Source organism: Rossellomorea sp. GAMAL-10_SWC, from assembly GCF_049568075.1.
Lineage (GTDB): Bacteria > Bacillota > Bacilli > Bacillales > Bacillaceae_G > Gottfriedia.
This window is the reverse complement of the sequence record NZ_CP144911.1, coordinates 2912874-2938164: the sequence shown is the minus strand read 5'-3', so window position 1 is coordinate 2938164 and position 25291 is coordinate 2912874. Positions and strand designations below refer to the sequence as shown.

The 25291-nt window shown below is 30.3% G+C and carries 31 protein-coding genes; 18 read left to right on the top strand and 13 right to left on the bottom strand.

The genetic code is table 11. The features are described 5' to 3' along the window. The first annotated feature begins 64 nt into the window (after positions 1 to 64). The 5 genes from V5E38_RS14700 (at position 65) to V5E38_RS14680 (ending at position 3926) form a co-directional block, all read left to right on the top strand. Positions 65 to 460, top strand: a complete 396-nt coding sequence (locus V5E38_RS14700) for a hypothetical protein (protein ID WP_499210574.1) — start codon at positions 65 to 67, stop codon at positions 458 to 460. A 287-nt stretch (positions 461 to 747) separates the two neighbouring features. Continuing rightward, entirely contained in the window at positions 748 to 1209 is a 462-nt protein-coding gene (locus tag V5E38_RS14695; protein WP_499210573.1) for a helix-turn-helix transcriptional regulator, read from the top strand. A gap of 19 nt (positions 1210 to 1228) precedes the next feature. Then, the gene (locus tag V5E38_RS14690; protein WP_499210572.1) at positions 1229 to 1594 is read left to right on the top strand and encodes a hypothetical protein; all 366 of its coding nucleotides are present in this window, start codon (positions 1229 to 1231) and stop codon (positions 1592 to 1594) included. Between the two features lie 829 nt (positions 1595 to 2423). After that, complete coding sequence (locus V5E38_RS14685) at positions 2424 to 3320, top strand: LysR family transcriptional regulator (protein ID WP_499210571.1); 897 nt, start codon at positions 2424 to 2426, stop codon at positions 3318 to 3320. 156 nt (positions 3321 to 3476) lie between these two features. After that, complete coding sequence (locus V5E38_RS14680; RefSeq protein WP_499210570.1) at positions 3477 to 3926, top strand: GNAT family N-acetyltransferase; 450 nt, start codon at positions 3477 to 3479, stop codon at positions 3924 to 3926. Positions 3927 to 4028: 102 nt separating this feature from the next. Here V5E38_RS14680 and V5E38_RS14675 read toward each other — a convergent pair whose 3' ends face one another. The 3 genes from V5E38_RS14675 to V5E38_RS14665 all read right to left on the bottom strand — a co-directional run bounded on the left by V5E38_RS14675 (position 4029) and on the right by V5E38_RS14665 (position 6106). Next, positions 4029 to 4247 (bottom strand): helix-turn-helix domain-containing protein, encoded by a 219-nt coding sequence (locus tag V5E38_RS14675; RefSeq protein WP_097978063.1) that lies wholly within the window; start codon positions 4245 to 4247, stop codon positions 4029 to 4031. Positions 4248 to 4257: 10 nt separating this feature from the next. Next, entirely contained in the window at positions 4258 to 4743 is a 486-nt protein-coding gene (locus V5E38_RS14670; protein WP_499210569.1) for a DUF2975 domain-containing protein, read from the bottom strand. 178 nt (positions 4744 to 4921) lie between these two features. Continuing rightward, positions 4922 to 6106 carry a COG4705 family protein gene (locus tag V5E38_RS14665; protein ID WP_499210568.1) on the bottom strand — a complete coding sequence of 395 codons (1185 nt, stop codon included), beginning with the start codon at positions 6104 to 6106 and terminating at the stop codon, positions 4922 to 4924. A 619-nt stretch (positions 6107 to 6725) separates the two neighbouring features. Here V5E38_RS14665 and V5E38_RS14660 point away from each other — a divergent pair. The 5 genes from V5E38_RS14660 (at position 6726) to V5E38_RS14640 (ending at position 9448) form a co-directional block, all read left to right on the top strand. Then, a complete protein-coding gene (locus V5E38_RS14660; RefSeq protein ID WP_499210567.1) occupies positions 6726 to 7250 on the top strand; it encodes a hypothetical protein in 525 nt (174 codons plus the stop codon). 181 nt (positions 7251 to 7431) lie between these two features. Then, on the top strand, positions 7432 to 7614 hold the full coding sequence (locus V5E38_RS14655; protein WP_499210566.1) for a hypothetical protein: 183 nt from the start codon (positions 7432 to 7434) through the stop codon (positions 7612 to 7614). 172 nt (positions 7615 to 7786) lie between these two features. Further along, positions 7787 to 8224 carry a VOC family protein gene (locus V5E38_RS14650; protein WP_499210565.1) on the top strand — a complete coding sequence of 146 codons (438 nt, stop codon included), beginning with the start codon at positions 7787 to 7789 and terminating at the stop codon, positions 8222 to 8224. Between the two features lie 130 nt (positions 8225 to 8354). Further along, entirely contained in the window at positions 8355 to 8933 is a 579-nt protein-coding gene (locus V5E38_RS14645; protein WP_335479668.1) for a dihydrofolate reductase family protein, read from the top strand. Positions 8934 to 9082: 149 nt separating this feature from the next. Continuing rightward, complete coding sequence (locus tag V5E38_RS14640) at positions 9083 to 9448, top strand: hypothetical protein (RefSeq protein ID WP_499210564.1); 366 nt, start codon at positions 9083 to 9085, stop codon at positions 9446 to 9448. Between the two features lie 279 nt (positions 9449 to 9727). On the opposite strand, the gene V5E38_RS14635 is transcribed toward V5E38_RS14640, so the two are convergent. The 3 genes from V5E38_RS14635 to V5E38_RS14625 form a co-directional block, all read right to left on the bottom strand. Next, the gene (locus V5E38_RS14635) at positions 9728 to 10087 is read right to left on the bottom strand and encodes a hypothetical protein (RefSeq protein ID WP_499210563.1); all 360 of its coding nucleotides are present in this window, start codon (positions 10085 to 10087) and stop codon (positions 9728 to 9730) included. Positions 10088 to 10227: 140 nt separating this feature from the next. Further along, on the bottom strand, positions 10228 to 10356 hold the full coding sequence (locus V5E38_RS14630; RefSeq protein WP_499210562.1) for a hypothetical protein: 129 nt from the start codon (positions 10354 to 10356) through the stop codon (positions 10228 to 10230). A 747-nt stretch (positions 10357 to 11103) separates the two neighbouring features. Beyond that, entirely contained in the window at positions 11104 to 11829 is a 726-nt protein-coding gene (locus V5E38_RS14625; protein WP_499210561.1) for a YwaF family protein, read from the bottom strand. Between the two features lie 410 nt (positions 11830 to 12239). Between V5E38_RS14625 and V5E38_RS14620 the strand changes: the two genes are divergently transcribed. The 5 genes from V5E38_RS14620 (at position 12240) to V5E38_RS14600 (ending at position 15935) form a co-directional block, all read left to right on the top strand. After that, on the top strand, positions 12240 to 12746 hold the full coding sequence (locus V5E38_RS14620; protein WP_335478743.1) for a hypothetical protein: 507 nt from the start codon (positions 12240 to 12242) through the stop codon (positions 12744 to 12746). Between the two features lie 372 nt (positions 12747 to 13118). Beyond that, the gene (locus V5E38_RS14615) at positions 13119 to 13466 is read left to right on the top strand and encodes a DUF6054 family protein (RefSeq protein WP_499210560.1); all 348 of its coding nucleotides are present in this window, start codon (positions 13119 to 13121) and stop codon (positions 13464 to 13466) included. A gap of 57 nt (positions 13467 to 13523) precedes the next feature. Beyond that, complete coding sequence (locus tag V5E38_RS14610; RefSeq protein ID WP_499210559.1) at positions 13524 to 14000, top strand: GNAT family N-acetyltransferase; 477 nt, start codon at positions 13524 to 13526, stop codon at positions 13998 to 14000. A 377-nt stretch (positions 14001 to 14377) separates the two neighbouring features. Further along, positions 14378 to 15166 (top strand): glyoxal/methylglyoxal reductase, encoded by a 789-nt coding sequence (gene pgoN, locus V5E38_RS14605; protein WP_499210558.1) that lies wholly within the window; start codon positions 14378 to 14380, stop codon positions 15164 to 15166. A 199-nt stretch (positions 15167 to 15365) separates the two neighbouring features. Continuing rightward, a complete protein-coding gene (locus V5E38_RS14600) occupies positions 15366 to 15935 on the top strand; it encodes a hypothetical protein (protein ID WP_098426702.1) in 570 nt (189 codons plus the stop codon). A 74-nt stretch (positions 15936 to 16009) separates the two neighbouring features. Here V5E38_RS14600 and V5E38_RS14595 read toward each other — a convergent pair whose 3' ends face one another. The 4 genes from V5E38_RS14595 to V5E38_RS14580 all read right to left on the bottom strand — a co-directional run bounded on the left by V5E38_RS14595 (position 16010) and on the right by V5E38_RS14580 (position 20463). Next, on the bottom strand, positions 16010 to 17716 hold the full coding sequence (locus V5E38_RS14595; protein ID WP_499210557.1) for a hypothetical protein: 1707 nt from the start codon (positions 17714 to 17716) through the stop codon (positions 16010 to 16012). Positions 17717 to 17906: 190 nt separating this feature from the next. Beyond that, the gene (locus tag V5E38_RS14590) at positions 17907 to 18146 is read right to left on the bottom strand and encodes a hypothetical protein (protein ID WP_499210556.1); all 240 of its coding nucleotides are present in this window, start codon (positions 18144 to 18146) and stop codon (positions 17907 to 17909) included. A 447-nt stretch (positions 18147 to 18593) separates the two neighbouring features. Further along, positions 18594 to 19313: an LCP family protein gene (locus tag V5E38_RS14585; RefSeq protein WP_499210555.1), complete on the bottom strand. Its 720-nt coding sequence runs from the start codon at positions 19311 to 19313 to the stop codon at positions 18594 to 18596. 256 nt (positions 19314 to 19569) lie between these two features. Then, positions 19570 to 20463 (bottom strand): hypothetical protein, encoded by an 894-nt coding sequence (locus tag V5E38_RS14580; protein WP_499210554.1) that lies wholly within the window; start codon positions 20461 to 20463, stop codon positions 19570 to 19572. A gap of 575 nt (positions 20464 to 21038) precedes the next feature. Between V5E38_RS14580 and V5E38_RS14575 the strand changes: the two genes are divergently transcribed. Further along, positions 21039 to 21407: a hypothetical protein gene (locus V5E38_RS14575; protein ID WP_499210553.1), complete on the top strand. Its 369-nt coding sequence runs from the start codon at positions 21039 to 21041 to the stop codon at positions 21405 to 21407. A 14-nt stretch (positions 21408 to 21421) separates the two neighbouring features. Then, positions 21422 to 21658, top strand: a complete 237-nt coding sequence (locus V5E38_RS14570; protein ID WP_499210552.1) for a hypothetical protein — start codon at positions 21422 to 21424, stop codon at positions 21656 to 21658. 350 nt (positions 21659 to 22008) lie between these two features. Here the strand turns inward: V5E38_RS14570 and V5E38_RS14565 are convergent, their stop codons facing one another. The 3 genes from V5E38_RS14565 to V5E38_RS14555 form a co-directional block, all read right to left on the bottom strand. Next, positions 22009 to 22272: a hypothetical protein gene (locus V5E38_RS14565; RefSeq protein ID WP_499210551.1), complete on the bottom strand. Its 264-nt coding sequence runs from the start codon at positions 22270 to 22272 to the stop codon at positions 22009 to 22011. A gap of 548 nt (positions 22273 to 22820) precedes the next feature. Then, a complete protein-coding gene (locus tag V5E38_RS14560) occupies positions 22821 to 22991 on the bottom strand; it encodes a hypothetical protein (RefSeq protein ID WP_499210550.1) in 171 nt (56 codons plus the stop codon). Positions 22992 to 23315: 324 nt separating this feature from the next. After that, on the bottom strand, positions 23316 to 23618 hold the full coding sequence (locus V5E38_RS14555; protein ID WP_499210549.1) for an LCP family protein: 303 nt from the start codon (positions 23616 to 23618) through the stop codon (positions 23316 to 23318). Positions 23619 to 24251: 633 nt separating this feature from the next. Here V5E38_RS14555 and V5E38_RS14550 point away from each other — a divergent pair. Beyond that, complete coding sequence (locus tag V5E38_RS14550) at positions 24252 to 24533, top strand: uberolysin/carnocyclin family circular bacteriocin (protein ID WP_499210548.1); 282 nt, start codon at positions 24252 to 24254, stop codon at positions 24531 to 24533. Positions 24534 to 25291 lie beyond the last annotated feature (758 nt).

Here is a 25291-nt window from a genome sequence, read left to right as displayed (position 1 = left end):
CTAAAACATCTGATCTCTTCACCACGATATAGAACTGATATATAAAAGAAACGGTGGTTAAATTATGGATAAAAATTTCCATAAAAAAAGTTTAAGTGAATATTTTGATTCTGGTATAGGTTTAGATTTCTATATCAAATCAAGGTATTCTGGAAAGCATATAAAGTTTAGAGAAGAATTACAGGGTTTTCTTTGTACGAGAGAGAAATATTGGCAAAGATATAAAGCAAATGGCCCAAGAGAGAAGTTTGATCTACTTATAGGTTTAGATCAATATGGTGATAAAGATTTTTCCATACAAGAGATAATGGAGTTAATAAACATTTGTAATGGTTTATCGGAGAAATACAATTCTGATAAAATAGATGACCAAAAAATAAGATACTTTTCAATGAAGTTAAAGGAGTTATGTGAAGAAGCACTCCAAGGGAATAATTTAGTCGAAGCAATAGGAGATTAAGGTAATTGGTAACCTTTTTCAACTAAAGTAATTCTCTAGTTCAACAAAACCTGTGTCGTAAATGCGGATTTTTTTATTGGAGAAACATCTAGGTTTTAATATAGAAGTCAAAATCTAAAGAACTTTCAAATGAAGGTTCTTTTCTTATACCCTTAATTATTTTACTATAAGGAAATAATTTACAAGTGAATACAAAAGGTGTAATATTACACTAAAAGTAGTCGATGGATACTACTGGGTAATATAAATAATTTGTATAAATCTATTCATTAGGAAGTGATTTAAAAATGAATAAAGATAAAATAATCGAACTCATATCACAAAATGTAAGAATGATTCGATTAGAAAAAGGATATTCTCAAGAGAAAATGGCAACTGTTCTTGGAATTTCAAAAAAAACACTTGTTCAAATTGAAAAAGAACGAACTTCATTAGGGTGGACAAATACAGTAGCTGTATGTGCTTTGTTCAAGGATAGTATGATTTTGAAAAACATTTTTGGAGATGAACCGTTTGAGGTTATTGAAACACTCGCACATGATGAAATGAATACTCCAAAAGATAAAACACTAGGCGGAAGATTGTTTTGGCATGAAGTTGAGCAAAGAGGCGTCTATCGTGTACAACAAAATGTAATAAGTCAACATTATCGTATTTTAGATGATTCAGACTATCGTTGGTATAGCTCTTTCGATCGGGAAGATGTAATGAATCGTCTATCTGAATTAACAAACAGTCTTAGAAGATAGAGGTTTCATAGGAGGAAATATGAAGATTTTATGGTTAATTATTTCGCTATTCCCTGCACCATTCTTGTTTCATTTTTATGAATATGGACAACACATTAAGCAAGAAGAAGCACCATATTTGAATAGTCTAACTCTAATCTATGTGATATTACCTGGTTTTTTGTCAGGTAAGATTGAAATTTCTTACGTTATTTTAATAAATATATTGTCTTGTTTAATTTCTATATTATTAGCTACATATTTTATTGCTAACGATGGTGGTTGGTTTAAACCAGTAGGTAGAAATGGTGCTATTATATTTACGGCAATTCTTTTTCTAGGAGGACAGTTAATTATTAGACTTTTCTCAAGGTCAATTTTTAAAAGAAAGGCTCTGTTAAAGTAGATTGTTTATTTTCTTGTTCAACTAATTGGCACTATAGTTCAATAAGTTTTATTAAAATTTGTTACTATTACAAAAGTAATTAAGGCTCTTATTAAAAAGTTCGAAAGAGGTTGTTTTATTGAAAAAAGCTTTTTATTTAATCTATTTATTACCGATTCCTTTTTTTACCACATGGTTTGACTTGAACCGAGTACCATATACATCTTATTTTTTATTATTTGCAACTCTTATTATGGGGTTATTATTAGCTCGATTAAAAATGAGTCACGTTTTCATAGTAAATACACTAGTACTTTTATTATCTATTATTTTAATGGAAATTTTCATACCAGAAATTGGTCCATATAAGATAATCGAAAGAAATATTTCACCAATTTTCTATTTTATATTATATTTTCTAGGTCAATTAATCATCAGATTTATAGACCACGTTATAGCTATCAATAAATCAGTGCCGAAAGTGGAGTGAAAAATTTATTCTCAAGCTAAAAAACCTTTGAAATTAAAATAGCGGGTTTGTCATTACCCAACTAACGCATAAGTAAGTTGAAGAAGAGTTCATTAAGGCTCTTATTAGACAACCTCTTTTTAATTTTCAAAAATCAACATTTTAATTTAACAGAATCAAAGTAAAAAAAGGAATTTTTTCTATAATAGTAGATGAAGTAAATGGCAAGATTGTTCAAACAGTTTATTAGTCTAAATTCCCCCTACTTTGGTGCACACAGGTGATTCGTTTTTTGAATTGTACTACTTTTTCGTGCTAGAATGAATACAACTTCAATTGAAAGAAAATATAAGTGTGTATACTCTTATTCGAGGAGAATTTATGAATTTCGAGCAAATGGAATATATCGTAAAAGTTGCAAGCGAGAAATCAATTATTAAGGCTGCAGAAAAATTGCATATTACAAGTTCAGGTCTAAGTCAATCGATCTCCCAATTAGAGCATGAAATGGGAATAAGTATTTTTAACCGTTCAAGAAAAGGGACATTTCCAACAGAAGAAGGAAAGATTTTAATAAATAGAGCTAGTGAAGTCTTACAAATTATTAGTAAGTTAAATGAAGAGCTGTATGATTATAAAAATAATAAAAAGATTCATTTGAAAATAGTAGCTGCTCCTACTTTTGCAGCAGTACTTCTACGAGCAATGAACAGAATTAAAGATGAACATCCGAAAGTAACGATTGAAATCGAGGAAAAAGATCCACCACTAATTATGGAAACAATTAAACACACTGAATATGATTTTTGCTTTTTCCCTCAAGATTTAGAGATACTAAAGAGTGAAAAAAATATTAACTATGAATTAATTCGGACTGATCATGTTCACGTTATTGTAGGAAAAAACTCCCCTCTCTATCATTTGGACTACGTAACAAAAGCTGATGTATTAGAAATGGATACAGCGTGCTATTCAATCTATTCTGATTATTATTATTCTAAGTTAATTAAGGAAAATAAAAATAAAATAAGAGTAACAACAAACAGTATGAATATTCTTACAGAGGCTGTTAGAGAACATAATGTGTTTGTGTATTCTCATGAGTCAGGCGCTAAATTTCATCCGTATATTAAAAGTGGAATCTTAAGATCGATTCCTTATAAAGAAAATAATGAATACGTTGTGAAGGATTTATGGGTAATCTATCCAAAAAACAAAAAGCTTTCTAATATAGGTAAAAAATTTATCGAAATCGTGAAAGAAATAGCCACTCAATGATGAGAGGTTATTTTTTTGTTTAAGAATCCTTTTTAGTCAACTATGTTCTAATAGTTTAGCTGAATTAGGATAAACGTCCTAATTATACATTGGAAAAATTTGTTAAAATTATGATTAGGGCAAATCAGCTCAAATAATTGGAACCAAGGAGAAACTATGCAGAACAGAAACGTAGAACTTGTGGAATTAAATGCAGAAAATTGGTATGAATGCTGTCTATTAGAGGTATCTGAAGATCAAAAGAGTCACATTGAACCGAATGCAATCTCGATTGCTCAATCGAAATTTGAATCTTCACTAAAGCCATATGCTATTCATTTTGAAGGTAAAGCGGTTGGATTTTTAATGTTTAATACTACTGAAGAAGAACTAGATGGTTATTGGATATATAGAATAATGGTAGATAAGAATTTTCAACAAAAAGGACTTGGTAAAATTGCAACTCAATTAATGATCAATGAAATGAGTAAACTACCAAATGCCAAAAGAATTGTTGTAGGATATCACCCTGAAAACTTAGGCGCACATAATTTATATTCAAGTTTAGGATTTATTGATCATGGCGATCGATTTGGTAAAGAAATGGCAGTAGTGTTAGAGATTTAGCATCTATGAATATTCCTAAAGATCCACTGACTAAATTACATCAATAAAAGTAAGAAGGGATAGCAATTAAGCTATCCCTTAAATTCTAAATGTTGTCTGTTTTTATTGAGTGTCTTCATCCATTTTATACTCCAAAATATCACCTGGCTGACAATCCAATGTCTTACAGATCGCTTCTAGTGTTGAAAAACGAACAGCTTTTGCTTTACCATTTTTCAGAATGGAAAGATTCGCCATCGTGATTCCAACTCTTTCTGAAAGCTCCGTTACGCTCATTTTTCGTTTTGCTAACATCACATCAATATTAATAATTATTGCCATACCATCCACCTCAGACCGTTAAATCATTTTCTGATTTTATGTTAATCGCTTCTTGTAGAAGCTGTTGGAGGATAGCAGCAAAAACGGCGATAACTAACGAAGCAAATATGATGATCAGTCCTAAAAATCCAATAGGAGGGTCAACTTTCCTCGCTATAAAACGAACGAGCGGAGTAGCTAATACATATATACCACTGATTGCAATCGCACAGTACTTTATGTTCTTTAATGCTTTTACAGATAATTCCGAGAACGCAGTGTTGTCGTCAATGTAGCGTAAAAGATTGAAAGCCTGATAGAGAGCAAAATAAAAAGGCACAGCCGCACCATACATCACCATGAAAACGAGATATTTCATCGAGGCAATATTTGGATACAATTTTGATGCAAAATTCCCGATATTTGGTACCAAAAATATACATAAAGCAAGCACTGCAATTCCAACGAGAAAAATAATTGCTTTTAAGAAAGTAGTTGAACCTCTTTTAACATTCATATTAAATACCTCACTTATTTAATGACAATATGAATTTAACATATAATTTATCGTTTTACAATAAATTTATGTTGATTTTTGTTATATTATTATTGTTATTGAATATCCTTTTCATTTTGACAAAAAGAAAAAGCACTTCTCATACTAAGAAATGCTTTTTCTTTATGTTAAATGTATTTTACTTATTTGCAGCGTTTATTACATCAAGTGAATGATTAATTGCCGATTTACATTTATTTACATCTGGAGTTGAAGTACGAGCTGCTGCTAATACAACGTCAATCGTACCATCAATCTTAGTCCAAGAAGTACTATCTATTTTTCTAAGTTTAGCCTCTGAAGTATCCCAATTGTGTTCTAAACTGTCAGCATCTTTTTTAGCTAAATTAAAGTTCTTTGAATTCACATCCGACAACATTTTATTTTCTATTTTTGCAAAATCTGTTAATTGACCAGATAATGTTGTTTCAGTAGAAGCTGCATTTGATGATAATTTAAAATAACCACCAATACCAACTGCTAAGAAAATACACAGTGCTAATATAGTTTGTGTCATTATATTATTTTTACTGCTATTTTCATCTGTTTTTTCAATAGATAATGAAATATCAATTTTTGTAACAGCAAGGAAAACAATGATCGCTAAAATTGCGACTAGAAAAATGATACTTGTACTTGTTGTTCCTAAACCTAAACCACCATTCACTTTTGGTTGTGATAAATAATCTCCTAGTGATGCCCCAAGTGGACGTGTAAGAATGTACGCAATCCAGAACCCTAACATTCCATCAAGTTTTAAAAACTTCCAAGCTAAGAATACACAAAGTATGATCACAATAACCGTTACACCAGTTTTAAAATACCCTAGTCCAAGTTGCTCAGAATATAAATCCCCAACAGCTGTACCTAGTGCAAATGTAAAAAGAATCGCTAACCAATAAAATGTTTCTCTTTTTATTGTGAAAATTGAATGGATCGAAAGTGTTTTTTCACTAAGGAACCAAAAAAGAAACGTTAATGCAAGCAGCACTGAGAATACAATCGTACTTGTTTCAAGCGGTACACCAATAGCGTCAGTCAAATTATCAGTTACCAATGTTCCGAATACACTTATTAGAACAACAGTGATCCAATAAATACTTGGAACATATTTCTTTGCTTTGAATTGGAAAAATAAAGAGATAAAAAATGCTACACCCATAAGCACAGTAGTAAGTCCTAATCCCAAACCTAGGTTAAAATTTAAAAAATCAGCAAATGTTTCACCAACAGTTGTACATAGAACTTTAATAATCCAGAAAAAGATTGTAACTTCCGGTACCTTGTTAAGCAGAGTATTTATTTTATTTTGTTTTGTCTCCATAAATGAATTCCTTTCTATGTGATATTAAAGTACATTTTTATAATCACACATAATAATGAAAGGAAAATGAAAAACAGGAGAATTGTACAATTTATTTTTTTAAAATGATAACTTCTTTAGATGATTGATTGTGGTTTAGTTGCAATTTGTTCTATTTCGGTAGACCATTATTTGTTGTTCAAACTTGTATTGGAATAAAAAGGAATAAATTAATGCATATCGAATGTATTAAATGAATTGAAATCTATTTTAAGTACTATGAGAAACCGTAAAAAGGTGGAATGAATTTGAGAAATCTTGTGTGTGCTTTGTATATTTTAGTTGGACTTTTATTTGTCTTGATGACATATTTTAATACTTTTACGGGTCCTCATTTTTTCAGGGTTTTAGGATGGGGGTTATTCAGTATAGGTTTGCTATATCAATTATTTCCTAATTTCTATAAAAATTTTATTACATTTATTGATTCATTTAATATTGATGAGAGTAAAGAAAACGGGAAGAGAAACCTGTTACTAAAAATTAATTAACAATAGTTGTTTTAATCGCTAATTGGTGTTTAGGCTAATTTTTTAAAATGTACGAATCACTTGAAGATTAACGAATGTAGGTGATTTTCTTGAAAAAGGTCATTGTTTCTTGCATACTTCTCGCTTTTTTAGTTGCTATTGGTGTTTATTATTACATTCCAAAGACTGTAAATGAGTCAATAAAGGGTGTTGAATTTCAATTGGATTCCGGTCATGATCAAGTAAATCCTGTGACGATAAAAATAAAGGGCAAACTTCATCATTCTTTATTAGGAAAAAGAAAGTTTGTAGGGCTAATCGATGTAAAAGGTGCTAATTATCCTAATCCAAATAAAGATCGTAAATTAGAAATAGCATTTGATCAAAATGGCATGGGGACAATTGAATATGGTTACTTTAAAAATGGACATCCAAAAATCGATAGCTATGGTATTCTCTTTGCTAACAAAGATTTTAACAAAGTGACGATCGGGGAACTTAGAGAAGATCATAATGGGAAAGGTTGGTCAGGTAAAGACGGATGGATGCTTACAGGTCCAGCAAATAATAAAAGTGAAGCTTTAATCATTTCAAATGAGTTAATGAAAAAAATTTTACGCAATAAATTAAAATAATTACATCAAAGATTCAAATTATTATTCTTTAATTGAAGATTATGAGTCACATTCGTGGCTCTATTTTTAATTGGCTTTGTTAAAGTAGTTCATTGATTTTCTTATAGAACGAACTGGCAGGATAGTGCAATATAAAATTACAGATTTATGGTAAAATATACCAAAGAGGTGATGGGAAATTATGAAAAAGAATTATACAGTTATCTTTTTGTTATTGTTTGTTGCATCTATTTCTGGAGGTATGGCACTTAAAGATTATTTTGATTATTCAATGATTATAGGAGTTGGATTAGCTATGATATTTCTTTTTGCTTCTGTTTATTCTCTCGGGAAAAGGAATAGGGATAATAACTTACATAACTAACTAGTTTATGCAACTAACGCACTGCTTTAGCTAAACAACACGATTGGCTGAAAAGTCGTTTTTTTTTTGAGTAAAACGACAGGTTTGTTGAAGAAGGATATTTTCTATTTTAAGCGAATTGTAATTTCAAACAAACCCTAAACTAATACATGTATTGCAGGAGGTATGAGATATGACGATCAATAGAATAGATCATGTGAGTATAAACGTAAATGATCTTTCAGAGGCTAAAGCGTTTTTTCTTGATCTTGGACTTGAAGTGAAAGCTGAATGGGAACTGGATGGAGAACTGTTAGACAGAATAGTTGGGCTTAATGATGTTAAAACCGCATGTGTAGGATTGGGGATGCCAGATGGTCAGGCATGGATTGAGCTAGTCAAATTTTATACGCCGTCAGATGAAAGAGATATTCAACAACCTTTTGCGAATACACTAGGTATCCGACATATTTGCTTTGCTGTTGAAGATATTGAAGCTATTATTGCAAAACTGAAAAAGAAAGGCACTGAAATTTTTAGCGAAATACAGCAATATGAAGAAAGCTATAAGTTATGCTACGTTCGTGGCCCAGAAGGAATTATTTTAGAGTTGGCTGAGGAAATCAAATAAATAAAAACGATCGGGTAGAATATAAGAAAAGGATTTAAGAAGAAAAATATCTTCTAAAAAATAAAACAGTTGGTAATTCTTTTTTTATATAATAAGAAAACTACTATAACTCAGTACATAGGAGGATTTTATGAGAAATGTGATTTTATTTTTACATTCGTCTTTAGATGGCTTTGTAGAAGGACCAAAGGGTGAAATGGATATTGGATGGGTATCTTATAATGAAGAATTAGAAAAGCATGCTAGAGAAATTTTAAGTACAGTAGACACCGTGTTATGGGGAAGAGGAACATATCAAATGATGGAAAATTATTGGACATCAGTACCTTCTAACCCTGAAGCAACAGAATATGAAATTGAACATGCTAAATGGATTGAGGAGACATCAAAAATTGTATTTTCTACGACACTTGAAAAAGCTGAATGGAATAATACAAAATTAGTAAAAGAAAATATTGAGGAAGAAATTAAAAACATAAAAAAACAGCCAGGTAAAGATATTATTATTTTAGGTAGCCCAAGGTTTGCACATGCTCTTATGGAACTTGATTTAATTGATGTAATTAAAATTACGATTTCACCAGTTATTATAGGAAATGGTCTACCTTTATTTAAAGCCTCTGAATATAAACGCAACCTAACTCTTGTCGAAAACAAAACATTTAATTCTGGTGCGATTGGCCTTACGTATAATATTTTAAAATCGTAACTAAAATCGGCTGAGAAGTCGATTTTTTTTTGAACTATTTTAGATATTTTCACTAAATATATTTAATTATTTTTCTTTAAATCAATGTACAAAAATACACCCTCTCATTTAGGAATCCATTATAATAAGTGTTAAGGAAGGGTGTAATTATGAAAAAAATATTACTAGCTATTATTGTTTCGATCTTTCTAATTAATATTGCTCATATAATAATTTTTCCAGAATTTCGAAATGAAAATAACCTTGCATATGCAAATGGTATGGGGTATTTGTTTATTTCATTAATGTACTTTATTGCATATTTGGTTATTGGGATACCTGTAACACTAATAATCGATTATGCTATAAAAAAAACACCTCCAAAAAAGCAAATATACGACTATTTGATACAATTAATTTTGTTTTCAATTCCGGTGATTTTTTCACCAGGTTTAGCTGTCTTTGTCTATCTATATTTTCATTTACTTTTCTTTTTTAGAACTATGAAAGGTAAGAAAATACAAATAATAGAATAATTTTAGATCTTGAGTCACATTTGTGGCTCTATTTTTATTTCATTAAAGAGGTATAGTAACGAAATACCAATTTTAAAATTATTCCTGGATAAAATGAATAAGCCCCTAGTTTCCAAAACAATTGAACACTAGGGGTTTCATATTAAATTTTGAGAAAGGCAAAATTTAATATACTATACTTGGGGTAAGAAAAATAACTTTTCAGAGAGTTATTTAAAAAAATTCGTGCCTTATTTTTTTGAGAGTGTTTTTAATTAATAGAATAAACTTTTAGAAAATCTATTTTTTCTTATTATTTTTATCATTTCTTTGAAAATTTATAACTAAATTCTTATTATTTTTATTAATTTCAACCAGTTCAGATTTTATTTGGATAAGCTCATTGGATATTTTTTCCAATATCTCACTAGTCATTGGCAACTCTAAATTTTCTTTTTTTTGAGTGGATCTTGGTAATGAAATTGAATTAGACTGATTGGTCTTTCCTAGATCCTGTACAGATTTCATTAGCGAATCATCTTTAAAAAGATTTTGTGCCATCCTCATAATTGAACTCATATCTATAGTAGTTTCATTTCCCTTAAGATTATTTGCTAGTTTCATAATACTTTCTTTATTTAAATCATTATTATTATTCATTTAAAAAGCCCACCTTTATATAATTTGAAAAAAATTTAATTTTCCTAAAAATAACCTAGAAGATTATTAAAATTTATAAAAATCTTCTAGGTGTTTTGCCTTCATATAGAAGGGCTTGTCCTTACTTTTCGTGCAATTGATTAGCAGCATCCAAGTGTTGCACAGATAGCATCTAAAATAGGTCCTTGATTAACACCAAGTAATGATGCTAAAAGCAATGCAACCAAAAGCACTACTACAACAAGAAAAGTTGCAAGATTGAATGACATTCTTTTTCCCCCTTTTATCGAAATATGAATTAAATGATATCCCTATCGGACTATCATATTTTATAAATATGCTTAATAGGATAAGCTTGTACATGGCTAAAACCTATTTATATTATTGGCATTTTTTTACATTTATTACTATTTTTTACGAATCTATCTTTCTAGTAAAAGTTTGATAGTTTTAGAACTAATTCATGCACTAGTTGAAAAGTAAAATCGGAATAGATGAAAATGGCTAGCACAGTATAATGGTAATTGGGATATGGCGTTTGGATGATTTTGTAAGGATATTTAAAAGGATCCGGTATAATAGTTAACTTATCTAAAACGGGATTAAAATAAAAATCTGAATATAATTTAAATTGAAAACTTTGAATTTAATTCAAATACTTTCTGGTAAATGAGGTTTTGGTCTAGGTTGTGGAATTTGGAGTAAAGAAGAATTAATAAAACGGTGTGATTTAGTAATTGAAACAAGTGATATTTCCCTTATGAATAGTAGAAGCATCATTAATATACAATGTAAAAATTGATGATATTGAAGCTAAATTATCCGAACTAAGTAGATATAATAGAGTATGGTAGGTAGGATTGTTCAATAAAAATGGAAGTATTAAACTCATAATTACATAGCCATTTCTGTAGTTATCTCATACTCTAAGATGAAATATAATGATTTTTTTTATGTAAATTAAAAAATCTCCTCTTCCCTTTAAAACTTCAAAGGATAAATGAAAATAACCTCGTTTATTTTCTTTCTATTTTTCTTTTTAACCAAAACGGGCTATACAGTATGTAAAAGCTCACAATCATCACCAATTCTGCTGATAGAAGATACCATGGCCAAGGTCCTAGATAATCTAATAGAGAAGCATTTTCGGGTTTTTTCATGAGATACATGAAGTTAGTTTTCAACGACTTATTAATGAAAAATACGCAAGCTGCATAAAGGTTAACAATGAGAACGGTCACCCACATGGATGGTATGGTCGGTCGATATTTGCTGGCCACCACCATAATCAAACAGGCAAGCACCACTCCACCATGAGAAACAAAAAACTCGAAATATCGAGAATGTGGAAACGAATAGTGGCCAAGATCAGGTGTTATGATTGCTTGAATAGAGCTGGCCAAACCAGCAAAATACATGAATTGAAACACTCTATAGCTATTTGTCAGAAGCATTACAATTGCCAGAATGACAGTTATATCACTAAGTTCAAGTGGCAATCCAGTTTTAAGCGACCAAGCATTCTCATACACAAGCCATATATGATAAAAAATCTCTGAAGCCAATAAGAGAAATGCTAAAGAGAAACGAAAAAGCCGCTTTTTCCCCGAGTCCTGAATCTGCTTTCTAAAGACAAATAAAAGAACTCCGAGAATCAAAATAATTCCGATTGTTAATAAGTGATCTAATGAAAAAAGGCGAAACGGACCCAATTTTGAATGAAATTGAAAAAATCTTTCCATCATAATACCCCATTATCTGATTTAAATTTATGATTTTGTATTGTTAGTTTAGGGCAAATTCTGCCAGTTCTATACAGGAGTTAACGTTTCAATTGCCAAAGCAGTGCGATATTGGTGCACTTTACATTAGAGCATATTCAATATTCACTTAATTGGTAAATGAGTCATAATGAACGAATTGCCTCTATTTTGCTCCCCGTATGTTGCACTTGGCAAGACAAATAAAGGGTTTCTTATAAAAAAGATAGTTTAATAGATTTGTGTACAAGCAGTTTTTTCTCTTTTTACATATTATTTATAGATGTCCCTAATTGATATTATTAATAGAAAGGAAGAAATTAATTGACTAACAACTTTGAAGAAAATTTCTTAGAAGTAAGTTCATCCGAAGAGTGTGGTGAGAATGAAGGATGGGATGTGATAAAATAGTGAAGGCAATTACAACTGGTGTATTTCACGTGCCCGTTGATAACCAAGCGCCAGATAGCAATGATATGATCAATATCTATTTCAAAAATCCGAGTTCAAAAACACTTAAAGCTAATTTCCTAGTAGAATTTTCCCCTCCTGGAGTACCTCCTGGCGTTCAAAATCCTGAAATTTCGTCCCCACCATTTGGTAACTGGACAGTAAAAGTTCTCCCACACCATACACTGCTCATCGTTGTCACCGGTCCATCTGCTCCTCCAGCTTTCGGAATATGGCGTTTTTCATTTTGGGGCGATATTGGTCGCAAAGAAAAGAAAAACCAACTTAGTGTGGAAGTAATAGCTGGGAGAATATTTGACTCTATATCGGATTTGGCTTTTAACAATGCAGGTGCGACTTTCCCCCATGCGTTGTTTGTTGATGCAGAAATTGAAGTAACCGGACCATCAATCCCAGTCCCACCAGGCGGTATTATTACAGTCTTTTAAACGATTACGATATTAAGGTATACCTTACAGCTTCAAGAGAGATAGAAAACATGAAAGGAAGTTTCTTCGACGATAAGATGAAGATCGTTTCTTACCATGAAGAGCACGATAGAGAATTGAGGGAGGAAAATATGAGCATTAGTGAAGCTCTTATTGTTAATTGAAGTGTAATGAGGAGTACCCCTTTGAATGGTTGGCTAACAGTTGTATTGATCGACTGTTTAGTCAACTTTTTTATTAAGTAAATGGAATTTAATTCAATTAAATAGGATAATTTGCTTTGGAAAATAAAAAGAAATAATTGATAGAATTAAAGTGAATTAATTTAGATGTATTTTTGTTTACCCTATTTAAAGGAGGAAAAGGGATCAAATGAAACATTACTTAGAATTCACTGTAAATATAAAGCCAGTTCAAGTATCTCAAATTCTTTTAGAAGACACAGAATTAAAGTCTAATTTGATTTTTCAAGATTATAAAGTTGCTGAGGAGAAAGAAATTGCAATCCTAGTATTTCAAAAATACTTTTTTAGAAACGACAGTACAGCAACATTGACAGTTACTATTGATAACTTTAGTGGTGAGACGTATGTTAAGTGCATTTCCTCAGGTAATGGGGAAGGGATATTTGATATTGGTTGGGGAGCAGGGAAAAGTTTTATCAAACCAATCAGACTAAAGTTGGCAGCTAATATATTGGAAGTAATTGAGGATAAATAATTTTGTGTGTTAGAGAAAATTACTGCAAAGTTAAAACAACCAAAGAGGTGAAAATGTATGGAGATTTCAATCCGAAATGCCAATCAAAAAGACTACCAGTCATTAATACCATTATTTAGACAAGTTCACGATATACACGTTTCTGAACGACCAGACCTATACAAAGAGAACCCAACTCCAGTAGGTGAAGAGGAATTCAAAAGCCAACTAAAAGATGATAAGAAACATATCCTAGTGGCAACTCTAGGTAATGAAATAGTTGGGATGGCAGTTTTGAAGGAAGAAGAAATACCCGAAAACTCTTTTGTTAATGCAAGGAAAATCTTACTTGTAAATAGTTTATGTGTTGATGACGCGAGTAGGAAAAAGGGGATTGGAAGAAAACTCATGCAATCTGTTATTAATTTTGCGAAAGAATTGAACGTTGATAGTATTGAATTGGGAGTTTCGGAGAGTAATCAAAATGCGATTCATTTTTATGAGTCAATTGGAATGGCGACAAAAAATAGAAAAATGGAGTTTCGGTTAGGTTAAGCAAAGGAGATGTCAATACCGGTATCTCTATTTTTAGTTAATTAATCACGCCCTGAATTTTTTACATAAATCGTAGCAAGGATTGGATTCTGAACACACAGAACTCAATCCTTTTTTATTTACCTAAAATAGGAGTAGATTTAGATATAATAGAAAAATGGATCAGAAACGGTAGCGTAGCAGTAGGGGATTGAGGCACTTTAATTGCAGCTGGTAAAAAAGGGGATTATGATCAAGTTACAGATCATGCAATTCAATATATGGAAAAGGTACGCGCTGCGAAAAAAACTTTGCAGTTAGTATAAAATAAAAAATTGGAGGTCATTAAGATTCTAACAAATCTAAAAGAAACAGTAACATTACATAATGGAGTAAAAATGCCACGATTAGGCTTAGGCGTTTTCAAAGTTTCAGAAGGAGAAGAAGTTGTTGAAGCCGTAAAAGCCGCAATCCGAAATGGTTATATCAGCATCGATACTGCTGCAATTTATAAAAATGAAGAAGGCGTTGGTCAGGCCATTAAAGAATCTGGAATTGCTCGAGAAGAATTATTTGTAACGAGTAAAGTTTGGAATTCAGACCAAGGCTATGAAACTACTTTACAAGCTTTCGAAACGAGTCTGAATTTATTAGGGCTAGATTATTTAGATCTTTATCTCATTCACTGGCCTGGTGTTGACAAATATAAAGATACTTATAAGGCGCTTGAAAAATTATACAAAGACGGTTGTGTCCGTGCAATTGGTGTAAGTAACTTTCAAATTCACCATTTACAAGACTTATTGAGTGACTGCGACATTAAACCAATGGTTAACCAAGTAGAGTTTCATCCACACTTAACTCAAAAAGGGCTATTAGCTTTCTGTAAAAATGAAGGGATCCAAATGGAAGCATGGTCACCTTTAAAACGAGGTCAGCTTCTAGAGGAACCAGTGTTAACAAAGATTGCTCATAAATATAATAAATCAGTAGCACAAGTCATTTTAAGATGGGACTTACAACATGATGTCGTAACAATTCCAAAATCAATCAAAGAAAACCGTATCATCGAAAACGCAAATATTTTTGACTTTGAATTAACACAAGAAGACATGGAAAACATTGATGAATTAAACCAAGATAGTCGAGCAGGTTCACATCCTGATACGATGAGAGTTGGGTTTTAAGTTAGTGAATTAAGGTCTGAAAATCAAGTTTTTTGTAATTTGTCTAAACACTGTAAGAGCCAAAGAATTGGCTCTTTTTATCTATATGGAAGAATAGTACTGCATAAAATACCCTACTATTGAAGGAATTAAAGTTTTATTCAAAATGGTACAATCGTTTTTATAACAATACAATATTTATCATTTTTAGAGGTTAACTATGAAAATTAAATTATTGTACTATGCTCCATTTTTATTAACTGTAGGAATAGCTATTTGCTATGGGATACCTGAAACTCTATCATTTGTTGCTGGATGGTTATTTATTTCAATATTTTATGTTGGACTCCCAATTTTAGTTTTCTGTTTACCATATTTTCTTTATTTTTTATTGATGGGAAAATACTTGAAAAAAACAGTTAGGTATTCTTTTCAAGCAGTTCTTAGAACAATCGGGTTGTTAGGGATCTTTTTAATAGTTTCGCTTTATATTTACGAGCCAATCGAAAATATAATCTATTTTACAAATGAAACAAAAACTGAATTAACGAAGCGCTCGCTAGTTTTATTCGAAGAAAGAATGAAAACAAAAGGAAAAGTAGTATGGATTCATCAAACAAGTAAAATGGATGGATGGGCAGATGTTGAAGTTAGTGGCCTAGTAGAAGGTAGGGGATTAGAAATCGATATTGAACCTATTAATAAAGATATTAATCGAAGCATAGATTTTTATTATCTATATAAGGACGGAAAATGGAGAATTGAAAGAACTGAAGCACTAGTAAATTAAATATTAAAATAAAAAGCTTGTACCATTTATTACTTTGTAATCATAGGTACAAGCTTTTTACTGTTTCTATTAAATCATTGTTGCTGAATATGTGGTTGTTCTTTTAAATGATCCGTCAGTTCATCTACAACAATTGCAAATTCATCGTAAGATACACATTCTAATGGGAATTCTAATGCTACTTTGTTTTGTTTGTTGTAAATGGCTACAACTTTGGAACGTCGATCAAGCATTCTTGTTTTCATGTTAGACTTTTGAATTGTTATTTTTTTTATGTCTTCTAGTAAAATTTGAGAGTGAGCATCCTTTTCGGTATATCGGACAATATTGCCGACGATTTCGATTTTGTTTTTTAATAGTTTAGTTTTATAGATTTGATATGAAACGATTAAAACTGCAAATAAAGTTGTTAAAGTGATGTATACTGGGTCCATTGTGGTAAATGCTCGGTATCCCCGCACAGCTAGTAAGAGGTACCAAGTGTAGAACCATTTACTTAATTTAGGCTTACTTTCGTAATATAAAATTGAAGCATCTTCTTCTTTTTCATTTTCTCTTTTGTCCATAAATACTTGTACATGTTCTTCGATTGATTTCTCATTGAACTGTCCATCTTCTAAATAAGTTCCTTCCCACATATGAATCGAGTCGTCTTCTTCCTCGAGAGAATAAGCACCTACCCAAGCTGGAATGGATTGATCATCATGTGAAACGGAAGCTAAATAATATCGGATTGGTTGGTTATATGAGTTTTCAATATCAAGCTGTTTAACTAATTCGATTGTTTCAGGGACAAAATCATGTTCTTGTACGATATGAAGAAACAAGTGACTTTTAGCGAAGTATTCTTGTTTTTTCTCTTTAATAGGGAATAAGTGTTCTTTACGAATTCTGAGTATTTCCCAATAAAAGTATTCTGTGGATTCTATATTTGTAGCACAGTCCATCAGTAGTTCTTCAGGTACGTCAATGTCACGTTGAAGAGCCGCAATAATTGCGTTAGTTCGAATAAACGGGTCAGTAAATGACATTGCTTCTTTTATAAAAGGTGTCATCTCATCATTAAAGTAATACTCCATTAAAGATAAATAGATCGCCATAATTGAACGGATTTGTAAATAGGTTTCTTTCCATGAACCATACACAAACTTAATATCATAATCATTTTGATAAAGCAGAAATTCGTCTACTTGCTTTTGATAATCCACTAATAACAATGGCGCGATGTATTTTGTTTTGAAACGGTCTAGATAATTTTTATCTAAACAGTATGACAACAATCGATAAAAAGTAGTTTTATATTCTTCCACTTCAAATAATTCAGTATGTTTTTCTAATAGTTTAATAATGATGCCAGGATTGTCGTATAGCACATCTAATGGTAAGACAACTTGTTTGTTTTGAATATCTTGTTCAATTAATTCCAAGATTGCTTGTTCATGCTCTTCTCCGTCAAAAGAGGTTATGTATCGAAATACTTCTTCTTTAGCAGCCTTACTATATTCAGGGTAATATTTTATTAAGGCCTCTGTTAATTCAGGTATTTCAAAATCAGAGATGAATTTGATTAGATGGTAACTAGGTTCATCCCATACCTTAAATGATGTTGGATATGGATAAGCGGCTTCTTTTGCTAACCATTCCAAAGTCAATAAATTAAATTGTAGGTCATCTACTTCTGATAGTTCGATTAATTCAAAAATTGCATCATGTCGAATCGCTGGATCTGTATGTTTTAATCCTTCGACGATGCGTTTCAGTTGTGATTTATAATTTGACACAATACTCCTCCAATATCTAATTGTAAGTTTACATTTCTAACAATATTTTAATTTTATTGGAAATACTTGTAGATAGCCACTGTTAAATAGTAGAAAAATATACTAAGTTATAAAATAAAAGCCTGGAGCATTGATTATTTGATAATCATGGATTCAGGCTTTTTTGCTTATTGAAGTTTTAAAATTGTTCCTATTTGCAACCAATACTGTTTAATTTTTCCATAAATCTTGCTGTTTGAATTCTACTTTGAGCTAATCGATTGTGACGGTGTTTTCGAACTTCGCCAATAATACTTTCTAGTGAATTATTTTTTGCAACAATAGTTCGATCACCAATGATTAATGTTACAACACCAGTTGAGCTGTTTGCATAAATTTGAACTTTATTTTTATCACAATTATTTATTCTTCTATATTCCTCAATCAACATGCAATTCACCTTTCTTATTATTGATGTCTATGAATATCTGGAGAACCGATTATTAATAGTTTAGTATACTGAAGTCTTAAATAGCGTGTTTAAGATTGTCTATTTATTGGACAATCTTTTTTTACTTTTCGAGTTAACCCTTCTTTATCCAACCAAGCAAGAGGCTACTACGATCAACCATTAACTTCTGATGGAAAGAAGCAAAAGTTTACTAATCTGGTTGGGGAGTTGAAGGGATTTTTTGGTAAGAATTTGAGCTATACTAAGTTGGAGACAGTACAATAATAGCTTATAAAGAAAGGACGCATTTTGCGTCCTTTTATTAATTTAAAAACAGCTCCAAAGCCTCTTTGTTCTTTTCAGCATCTAACTCCAATACTTCACCGGCTTTTTCATTTCTTTTTGGTGTAAAAGTAAAAGTGTTTTTTATAGGTATTCTCAATGTCTCTACTTAATAGCTTCCAGCACTTTTTGTTGTCTAACAACTCGATCAAAATCACCTTTTGCATCATGTCTAAATCTTGCATACCCTAAAAGTTCTTTTCCATTTAATTGTTGAACCCCTGGTTTAAGACTGACTCCGATATGACTTTCCATCGGTTTCTCTACATTAATTGTTATTCCGTTTGGAGCAATCCCATTAATCATTTCTTCAAAACCTTTGAAATCAATTATTGCATAATATTCAATTTCAATTTCAAAATTTTGTTGAATTGTTTGCCGTAGAAGCTCAACCCCTCCGAAAGAATAGGCTGCGTTAATCTTGTGTTTTCCATATCCCGGAATTGGAACATAATTATCTCTCATAATCGAAACTAACTTTGTTTCGTGTTTATTATTGTATTGTAAGATCATAATTGAATCAGTTCGTGAGCTTCCACCTTTTTTACGAGCATCTTCTCCTAGCAATAGGATGTTGGTTTTATTAGGTATTTTAGTAGAATTGAATTTTATAGTTTTTTTATTATTGCTCGTTTGTCCTAACTGAATTCCTTTTTTATATTGATAGAATCCATAAGCAAGTGTACCTGATATTAGAATTACTAGGATTAAACTTAATTTAAATAAAAGACTTTTCTTTTTTTTCTTCTTATTAAGCTGTCTATACATAGTCTCCTTTACCAAACTAGAAGTATTTTTAATTGAATTGGCATATGTTACCCTCATTGAGGCACTTACCCCGTTCCTCAATTTAGGGTAACCACGCCAAACTATTTATAAATGATATGGTATACTATTTTATGTTTTTATAAATTTTGAATAAAAGTCCAATTATTACCCCTAAATATATAGATAGAGTAATATAGAACGAGTTTAATTCATCAAAATTAAGTAAAATGAGTAGTAATGATAAAATATAAAATACAATAGGTGAAGCGATTGCAAAAACAAAAATATTTTTCATTTAAGTAACCTCTATTTACTAATAATTGAATTTTATCATAGTATCTTCCATATCAGTTTTGGTACCATATATCCCAACTCCTATACTTCCTGTTTTAATGTCTATAGATGATGTTACACCTAAAGTAGTATGTGTGTAGTGACCATAAGCATTAGCAGTTATATCATATTTATTACCCTTAGTTACTTCAACTGAAAGATAACCGTTGTGATTATATGGTGCCACATTAATCCCCAAATCTTTTAACTTGAATTTTTTTGCGAGTCCTTTGTTATTTTTTGTGGTACTTGTTGCTCCAACTGAATGTATCCCTTTACCATCTGTGTATTTATAACTAAACTTATCGGTATTTGGAATTTTTACAGAACTTGCAGAATGGGTAATTGCAACTACATCAGTTAATTTCATATTTGGGGACTTAAGCCACGTAAACGAGTTTTTTAATAGAGTATTTCCATTATTTAATTTTGAAGAAGAAGTCGTCATTTTTAAATAACCGGTTGTTTTTGAGGAAGTACCTCGAGCTAACTTTGTTGTATTAATCTCATTAATTGCTTGATTTTTTGAGATTTCTTCAACTAAGGGCTCAGAGTAAGGAATCTCTTGAGTTATCTTATAATAATTTTCATCTGTAGTTAAATTTGATCCGTATAAATCTTTGAAATCATTATATTCTCCAACTGTCATACTATTAATTTCATCAGGTAGAAAACCTAAATTTTGTAATTTTATGCTTTCTAAAGTATTAAATTGAACTGGACTCACTAGTTCTTCAGATAAAATATGTAGTTCTTCGGTGGATGTATTTTGAATTTCCTCAGCATTAGCAAAGCCATTTGAAAGTCCTCCAACACAAAAAAGTGTGCTTAATAGTAATAAAAAACTGTGTGTATTTCTTCGTTTGATAATCATACTGACCTCCGATTATTTTTAAAATTACAAGATTTGTATTTTTATTTTTTAATTAAGTAATTTGTACAGTTTAAAAACCGAATAGTAAAATTCCCTCCTATATATTTTTAAAAATTTATTAGAAAACTAATTTACTAGATTATCTACCAAAACATTCACCTCTTATGAAAATAATTTATTAATGTCTCTAATTGTAGTTATCTGTAGAATAATTTCAGTGGAATTTTTGTGAAAGTTTTAGTAAAACTATACAAATTTTTACTTTTAAATGCACCTATGTGAAGATTAAATAAAAACATAGGAATAATGAATGTTAATAGAATCATAGTTGTTTAATTTTCATGTGGTTTCAATAGGAGTAAACGCAGCTGTAAATTAAATGTGAAATTGTTCACAAAAAGACAATGAGTTTTAGAAAAATTTACCTTTTAAAATGTTAAGCTAATTTCGTAAACGTTTACTAAAAAACTAGGTTCATTGTTCTTTTTATGATCGAGCTTGGACAAACTGGTATAAAGGACAAAAACTAAAAAAGGAGGAGAGGAATAGGGGGGAGCCTATTCCGTTCTCATAAAATGAAAAAACTAATTATATTAATTGCTATAGTTTTAACTATATCAATTTTCACAGCTTGTGAAAAAATAGAAGATCTAGAATCGAAACCTGTTTCTACACAAACCACTACAGAACAAACTTCTCCAACAAAGAAAAATGGTGACGATACCATGAAAGTTGAATCGGCAGATATTTTGAAGAAAAATCCATCTGAGTTCTTATCAAATAGTAAAAACTTTCAAATTGGAGCTGAAACTTATCAGTCTGCTGAGGGAAGAATAGAGATCGATGTTAGAGTTTCAAAAGCAAAAACATACATGAAAAATGTCATCGTCTCAGGTCAATTACCAATTAATGCTTATGAAGTATTTATACTCCCGATTTGTTGATTACGAACATTTTAATGAAAGAATCTCTTTCAGATAAAGCAGTTTCTAAGGAGTTCACAATTTCTCCATCTATTAAATCTCCAAGAGGTATTTCTGCAGGTAGAAGTTTAAACTTATTCCCTGAAGAGACATTCGAAGACGCAATTACGAAATTAAATGAAATTTCTATAAAAGTAAGCTGGGTTGATAAGAGAGATAAACCTCATACTGAATATATAAAGACAAAGATCCAGATTAAACGGCCTGAATAGGAAGCATTACCACTTTGTTTGATTACAAATGCCCCCGGTTTCACTGGGGATTTTCGTGTTGAATCACGTTTTAAGTTAAAAAATATGAATTCAAAAGCTTCAGTTTTGAGTCTAAGATCATTGCATCTCCTCCAGAAGGTAATTAAAAATTTTCATATGCACACAAGGTCCTAAACGATACGGAAAAGATGTTGTTCAGTACTATTACTCTGTATAAAACAAGAGTTCTTAGACACAATATATATATACTGCGATTCAGCGCGTACAAAATTAATAAAATCTTACTGGACTGAAACAATTTAAAATAGCGGAGGTTAGCATCAAATTATTCAATGCTGACCTCCGCTATTTTATTTAATAGCAAATATTGAAATACATACAAATAATACAAAACTTAAAATAATATATTGATAATTTCGTTTAGTTTTTGGCATTATTATAAAAATAATTAAGTAACTTAAAAAAAATAAACATATTACAACTACATTCACGATACTTTCTATCATAAAACGTGCATTCAACATAATAAATAAAGACTGCATACCCGATGAAATAGATAGTATTCTATATAAAGGAAAAGCTTCCTCATCCTTTAGAAAAACATCCTCATCCATAATCTTCAATTACTCCTTTTTTATTTTAATCTATCAAAAAAATAAAATTTTTCATTACTATATTTTGAATTGATTAGAAAACGTTATCTATTAAATCGATTACCTCTTTAAGTAATATATAATGTTTTTAATTATAGTAATCTTAGGAATGAATTTAGTGGAATTTTTGTGAATGATTTAGTAAAACGTTACACATTTTTACTTTTAGAAGTACCTTTGTGAAGATTAAATAGTTTTTCAATAATAATATCAGAATAATACATGTTAATAGAATCTTAGTAGTTAAATTTTCATAGAGTTTATTATATGTATGTTCATTTCTTCCCGTAATAAATTAACTTATATGACAACGGAAAAAGTGATTCCAGAGACAGCGGAATCACTTTTTCTCTAAAATTTTGTAAATGAACTCCCTTTGAGTAAGATACCATGACTTAAATATTTTTGAAATAATCCATCCTTATATGTATTACATCTACAACATCAATTTTATAATGGATGAATCTACAGTACCAACAAGTATTGGTATGTTTATTGGTGAATAGATATTAGTTTACTTTTTTCTTTTTTTGATAAAAAGAAAAGTAAACTGTAATAGATAAAATACCACCATAAAAAGCCCAAATTGTTATAGCACTTTGCCACTCTCTTTGCATTAGAAAATAGGTACTTAGTAAAACTACTAGAAGAAAACTAATTATTACTGCTGATTTAAACATAATCCAGCTCCTTAAAGTATTTTCTTTAAGCTTATCATATTTCAAAAGGTATATTATGGGAATAATCGAACACTATGTGAAGTTAACGGGAAAATTGAATGCCATTATATAGACGTTACTATAATTCTTCTAAAAAGGAGTTTCTTGAATGACGGAGATACCAGATAATGGAGGAATGGTTATTTTTCTATTTCATTTAGTCATGAAGTAACTTTTTATTGTAAAAATATTCACAAAGATGACAAGGGGTTTTGATTACACACAATTTATTAGTGGAAATTGATGTTTTTACTTTTCCGAATTCATTACTTAAACGAGAAGCTATTAATGTAACATATAGTCAAATTTAACAAATATCTTTTTTAAAAATACCTGAAATACTTCTTTGTTTTTTTCAGCATCTAGTTCCATTACTTCACCGGCTTTTTCATATCTTTTTGGTGTGAAAGCACCGTCTCCAGGAATTCGTAATGTTTCTACATCTTTATCCTTACCTTTAACTATGAAATCGGATCCTATTTTTAATAGTTCCATTGTAGACATGTTGGTTTGTATGTAAGTTTGGATCACACCTAACGTTTTAGGGAAACTAGCAATTCCTTTAATAATTAAGTTAATCCTAGTCATAGTAATCTTGGAAATGAATTTAATGGAATTTTTGTGAATGTTTAGTAAAATCTTACAAATTTTTACTTTTAAAAGTACCTTTGTAAAGATTAAATAAAAATATAGGAATAATGCATGTTAATAGAATCATAGTTGTTAAATTTTCATGTGGTTTCAATAGGAGTAAACGCAGCCGTAGATAATAATGTGAAATCGTTCACAAAAATGACACTGTTTTTAGTAAAATTTACCTTTTAAGGTGTTAAGCTAATTCCGTAAACGTTTACTAAAAAAATAGGAGGTAAGATATGAAATAAAACATGAATGGGAATTACAGAAGAATAAATAGACAAGACAATTGAGTATAATAATTAACCATTTTAGTTTAGGGTATGACGTCATTCTTACATTTAAGAAAAATTTCAACTGATTTTGTAAGTAAACTATAGTAAGGGGTATATATAGTATACACCAGCAAAGCACTAACCCCACCGCATTCTCTTTGACAAGCAAGGTTCATTAACAGATGTAACGGTAATTGTATTTCGATCTTGCTCATGTTAATGGTGAAGTTGATATCATAGTCTTTTACATATGGATTAATTTCACTAGCAGGGGTATTAGACTCTAACAATTAAAAAAGGGGGCATTATCATGTCTTTAGTGAGGAATAAAAAAACAATTTTTTATGTATTAGGAATGGTTGTATTGCTTTCAACTTTAACGATTTCTTTGCCACATCTTGCAGCTAACTTGGGTATCTCGACTACAGTAGCTGGAAAAGTTATAACCATTATTGATACATTTAGTACTATTACAACGATCATTAGTCTAGTTGCGATTATTGTGGGATATGGAGTTATTTCAACTGCACTTGTTATTACCGCTAAAAAAATTATTTCAAAATATGGAAAAGGTTATGCAACTACTTGGTAAAAGTAGCTAAATAGAGATATATGTTAAAAGCTATTTTAAAGTTAAAAAGTGAAGAGGTTAAAACTATTTTTAATAGCTTGTTAATAAAATCTGAAATAAATAAATTATTAGTTAAAATCATAGGGATAGTTTTACTATTCCTATGTATTTTTCTTATTATTTGTTATCCAGTTGAGCTATTGTATCTATTTAATAGATTTAATGTCTTTTTTATATCATTGGATATTAATATACTATTTTTGTTTACATTGGTGACAATGATTAGCGGGAACAAGAATATTATTTCAACCTTACAGTATGATTTCTATAAGTTTTACGGAGATAGATATTTATTTTTGTTTTTTTATTTAAAAGAGAAAATTATGGTATTTATTTGGATGATAATTGTCCTAATCTTTGTTTTTTTAAGCTACGTTTTCTCTTACATTTCTTTAACTAGTTTTTTTAGCTCACTTGCATCCATATTAATATTTATCACATTAAACATACTTTACCTTGTATATATAAAGAATAATAATCAAAAGAATTTTATAAAAGTTAAAGTTTTAAAACTCATTTTATTATTATTTGCATTTGGGATGTTTCTGATATTCATTTCTTTTAATTGGTTAGGCTTTGGTCGTATACCTTTATACGCAGTGATAAATATTCCATTGTTTTATTTATGTGCCAATTTATTTATTTACTCAGAATTAATATATGAAAACGCTAACTACAGACAACTGTTTATGCAATTCAAATATTTAAGAGTTCCTATT

Coding starts and splice junctions, on each gene's coding strand:
- V5E38_RS14700 (WP_499210574.1), top strand. CDS start 65: ATGGATAAAAATTTCCATAAAAAAAGTTTAAGTGAATATTTTGATTCT.
- V5E38_RS14695 (WP_499210573.1), top strand. CDS start 748: ATGAATAAAGATAAAATAATCGAACTCATATCACAAAATGTAAGAATG.
- V5E38_RS14690 (WP_499210572.1), top strand. CDS start 1,229: ATGAAGATTTTATGGTTAATTATTTCGCTATTCCCTGCACCATTCTTG.
- V5E38_RS14685 (WP_499210571.1), top strand. CDS start 2,424: ATGAATTTCGAGCAAATGGAATATATCGTAAAAGTTGCAAGCGAGAAA.
- V5E38_RS14680 (WP_499210570.1), top strand. CDS start 3,477: ATGCAGAACAGAAACGTAGAACTTGTGGAATTAAATGCAGAAAATTGG.
- V5E38_RS14675 (WP_097978063.1), bottom strand. CDS start 4,247: ATGGCAATAATTATTAATATTGATGTGATGTTAGCAAAACGAAAAATG.
- V5E38_RS14670 (WP_499210569.1), bottom strand. CDS start 4,743: ATGAATGTTAAAAGAGGTTCAACTACTTTCTTAAAAGCAATTATTTTT.
- V5E38_RS14665 (WP_499210568.1), bottom strand. CDS start 6,106: ATGGAGACAAAACAAAATAAAATAAATACTCTGCTTAACAAGGTACCG.
- V5E38_RS14655 (WP_499210566.1), top strand. CDS start 7,432: ATGAAAAAGAATTATACAGTTATCTTTTTGTTATTGTTTGTTGCATCT.
- V5E38_RS14650 (WP_499210565.1), top strand. CDS start 7,787: ATGACGATCAATAGAATAGATCATGTGAGTATAAACGTAAATGATCTT.
- V5E38_RS14645 (WP_335479668.1), top strand. CDS start 8,355: ATGAGAAATGTGATTTTATTTTTACATTCGTCTTTAGATGGCTTTGTA.
- V5E38_RS14640 (WP_499210564.1), top strand. CDS start 9,083: ATGAAAAAAATATTACTAGCTATTATTGTTTCGATCTTTCTAATTAAT.
- V5E38_RS14635 (WP_499210563.1), bottom strand. CDS start 10,087: ATGAATAATAATAATGATTTAAATAAAGAAAGTATTATGAAACTAGCA.
- V5E38_RS14630 (WP_499210562.1), bottom strand. CDS start 10,356: ATGTCATTCAATCTTGCAACTTTTCTTGTTGTAGTAGTGCTTTTGGTT.
- V5E38_RS14625 (WP_499210561.1), bottom strand. CDS start 11,829: ATGGAAAGATTTTTTCAATTTCATTCAAAATTGGGTCCGTTTCGCCTT.
- V5E38_RS14620 (WP_335478743.1), top strand. CDS start 12,240: ATGGGATGTGATAAAATAGTGAAGGCAATTACAACTGGTGTATTTCAC.
- V5E38_RS14615 (WP_499210560.1), top strand. CDS start 13,119: ATGAAACATTACTTAGAATTCACTGTAAATATAAAGCCAGTTCAAGTA.
- V5E38_RS14610 (WP_499210559.1), top strand. CDS start 13,524: ATGGAGATTTCAATCCGAAATGCCAATCAAAAAGACTACCAGTCATTA.
- pgoN (WP_499210558.1), top strand. CDS start 14,378: ATGCCACGATTAGGCTTAGGCGTTTTCAAAGTTTCAGAAGGAGAAGAA.
- V5E38_RS14600 (WP_098426702.1), top strand. CDS start 15,366: ATGAAAATTAAATTATTGTACTATGCTCCATTTTTATTAACTGTAGGA.
- V5E38_RS14590 (WP_499210556.1), bottom strand. CDS start 18,146: ATGTTGATTGAGGAATATAGAAGAATAAATAATTGTGATAAAAATAAA.
- V5E38_RS14585 (WP_499210555.1), bottom strand. CDS start 19,313: ATGAGGGTAACATATGCCAATTCAATTAAAAATACTTCTAGTTTGGTA.
- V5E38_RS14580 (WP_499210554.1), bottom strand. CDS start 20,463: ATGATTATCAAACGAAGAAATACACACAGTTTTTTATTACTATTAAGC.
- V5E38_RS14575 (WP_499210553.1), top strand. CDS start 21,039: ATGAAAAAACTAATTATATTAATTGCTATAGTTTTAACTATATCAATT.
- V5E38_RS14570 (WP_499210552.1), top strand. CDS start 21,422: ATGAAAGAATCTCTTTCAGATAAAGCAGTTTCTAAGGAGTTCACAATT.
- V5E38_RS14565 (WP_499210551.1), bottom strand. CDS start 22,272: ATGGATGAGGATGTTTTTCTAAAGGATGAGGAAGCTTTTCCTTTATAT.
- V5E38_RS14560 (WP_499210550.1), bottom strand. CDS start 22,991: ATGTTTAAATCAGCAGTAATAATTAGTTTTCTTCTAGTAGTTTTACTA.
- V5E38_RS14555 (WP_499210549.1), bottom strand. CDS start 23,618: ATGACTAGGATTAACTTAATTATTAAAGGAATTGCTAGTTTCCCTAAA.
- V5E38_RS14550 (WP_499210548.1), top strand. CDS start 24,252: ATGTCTTTAGTGAGGAATAAAAAAACAATTTTTTATGTATTAGGAATG.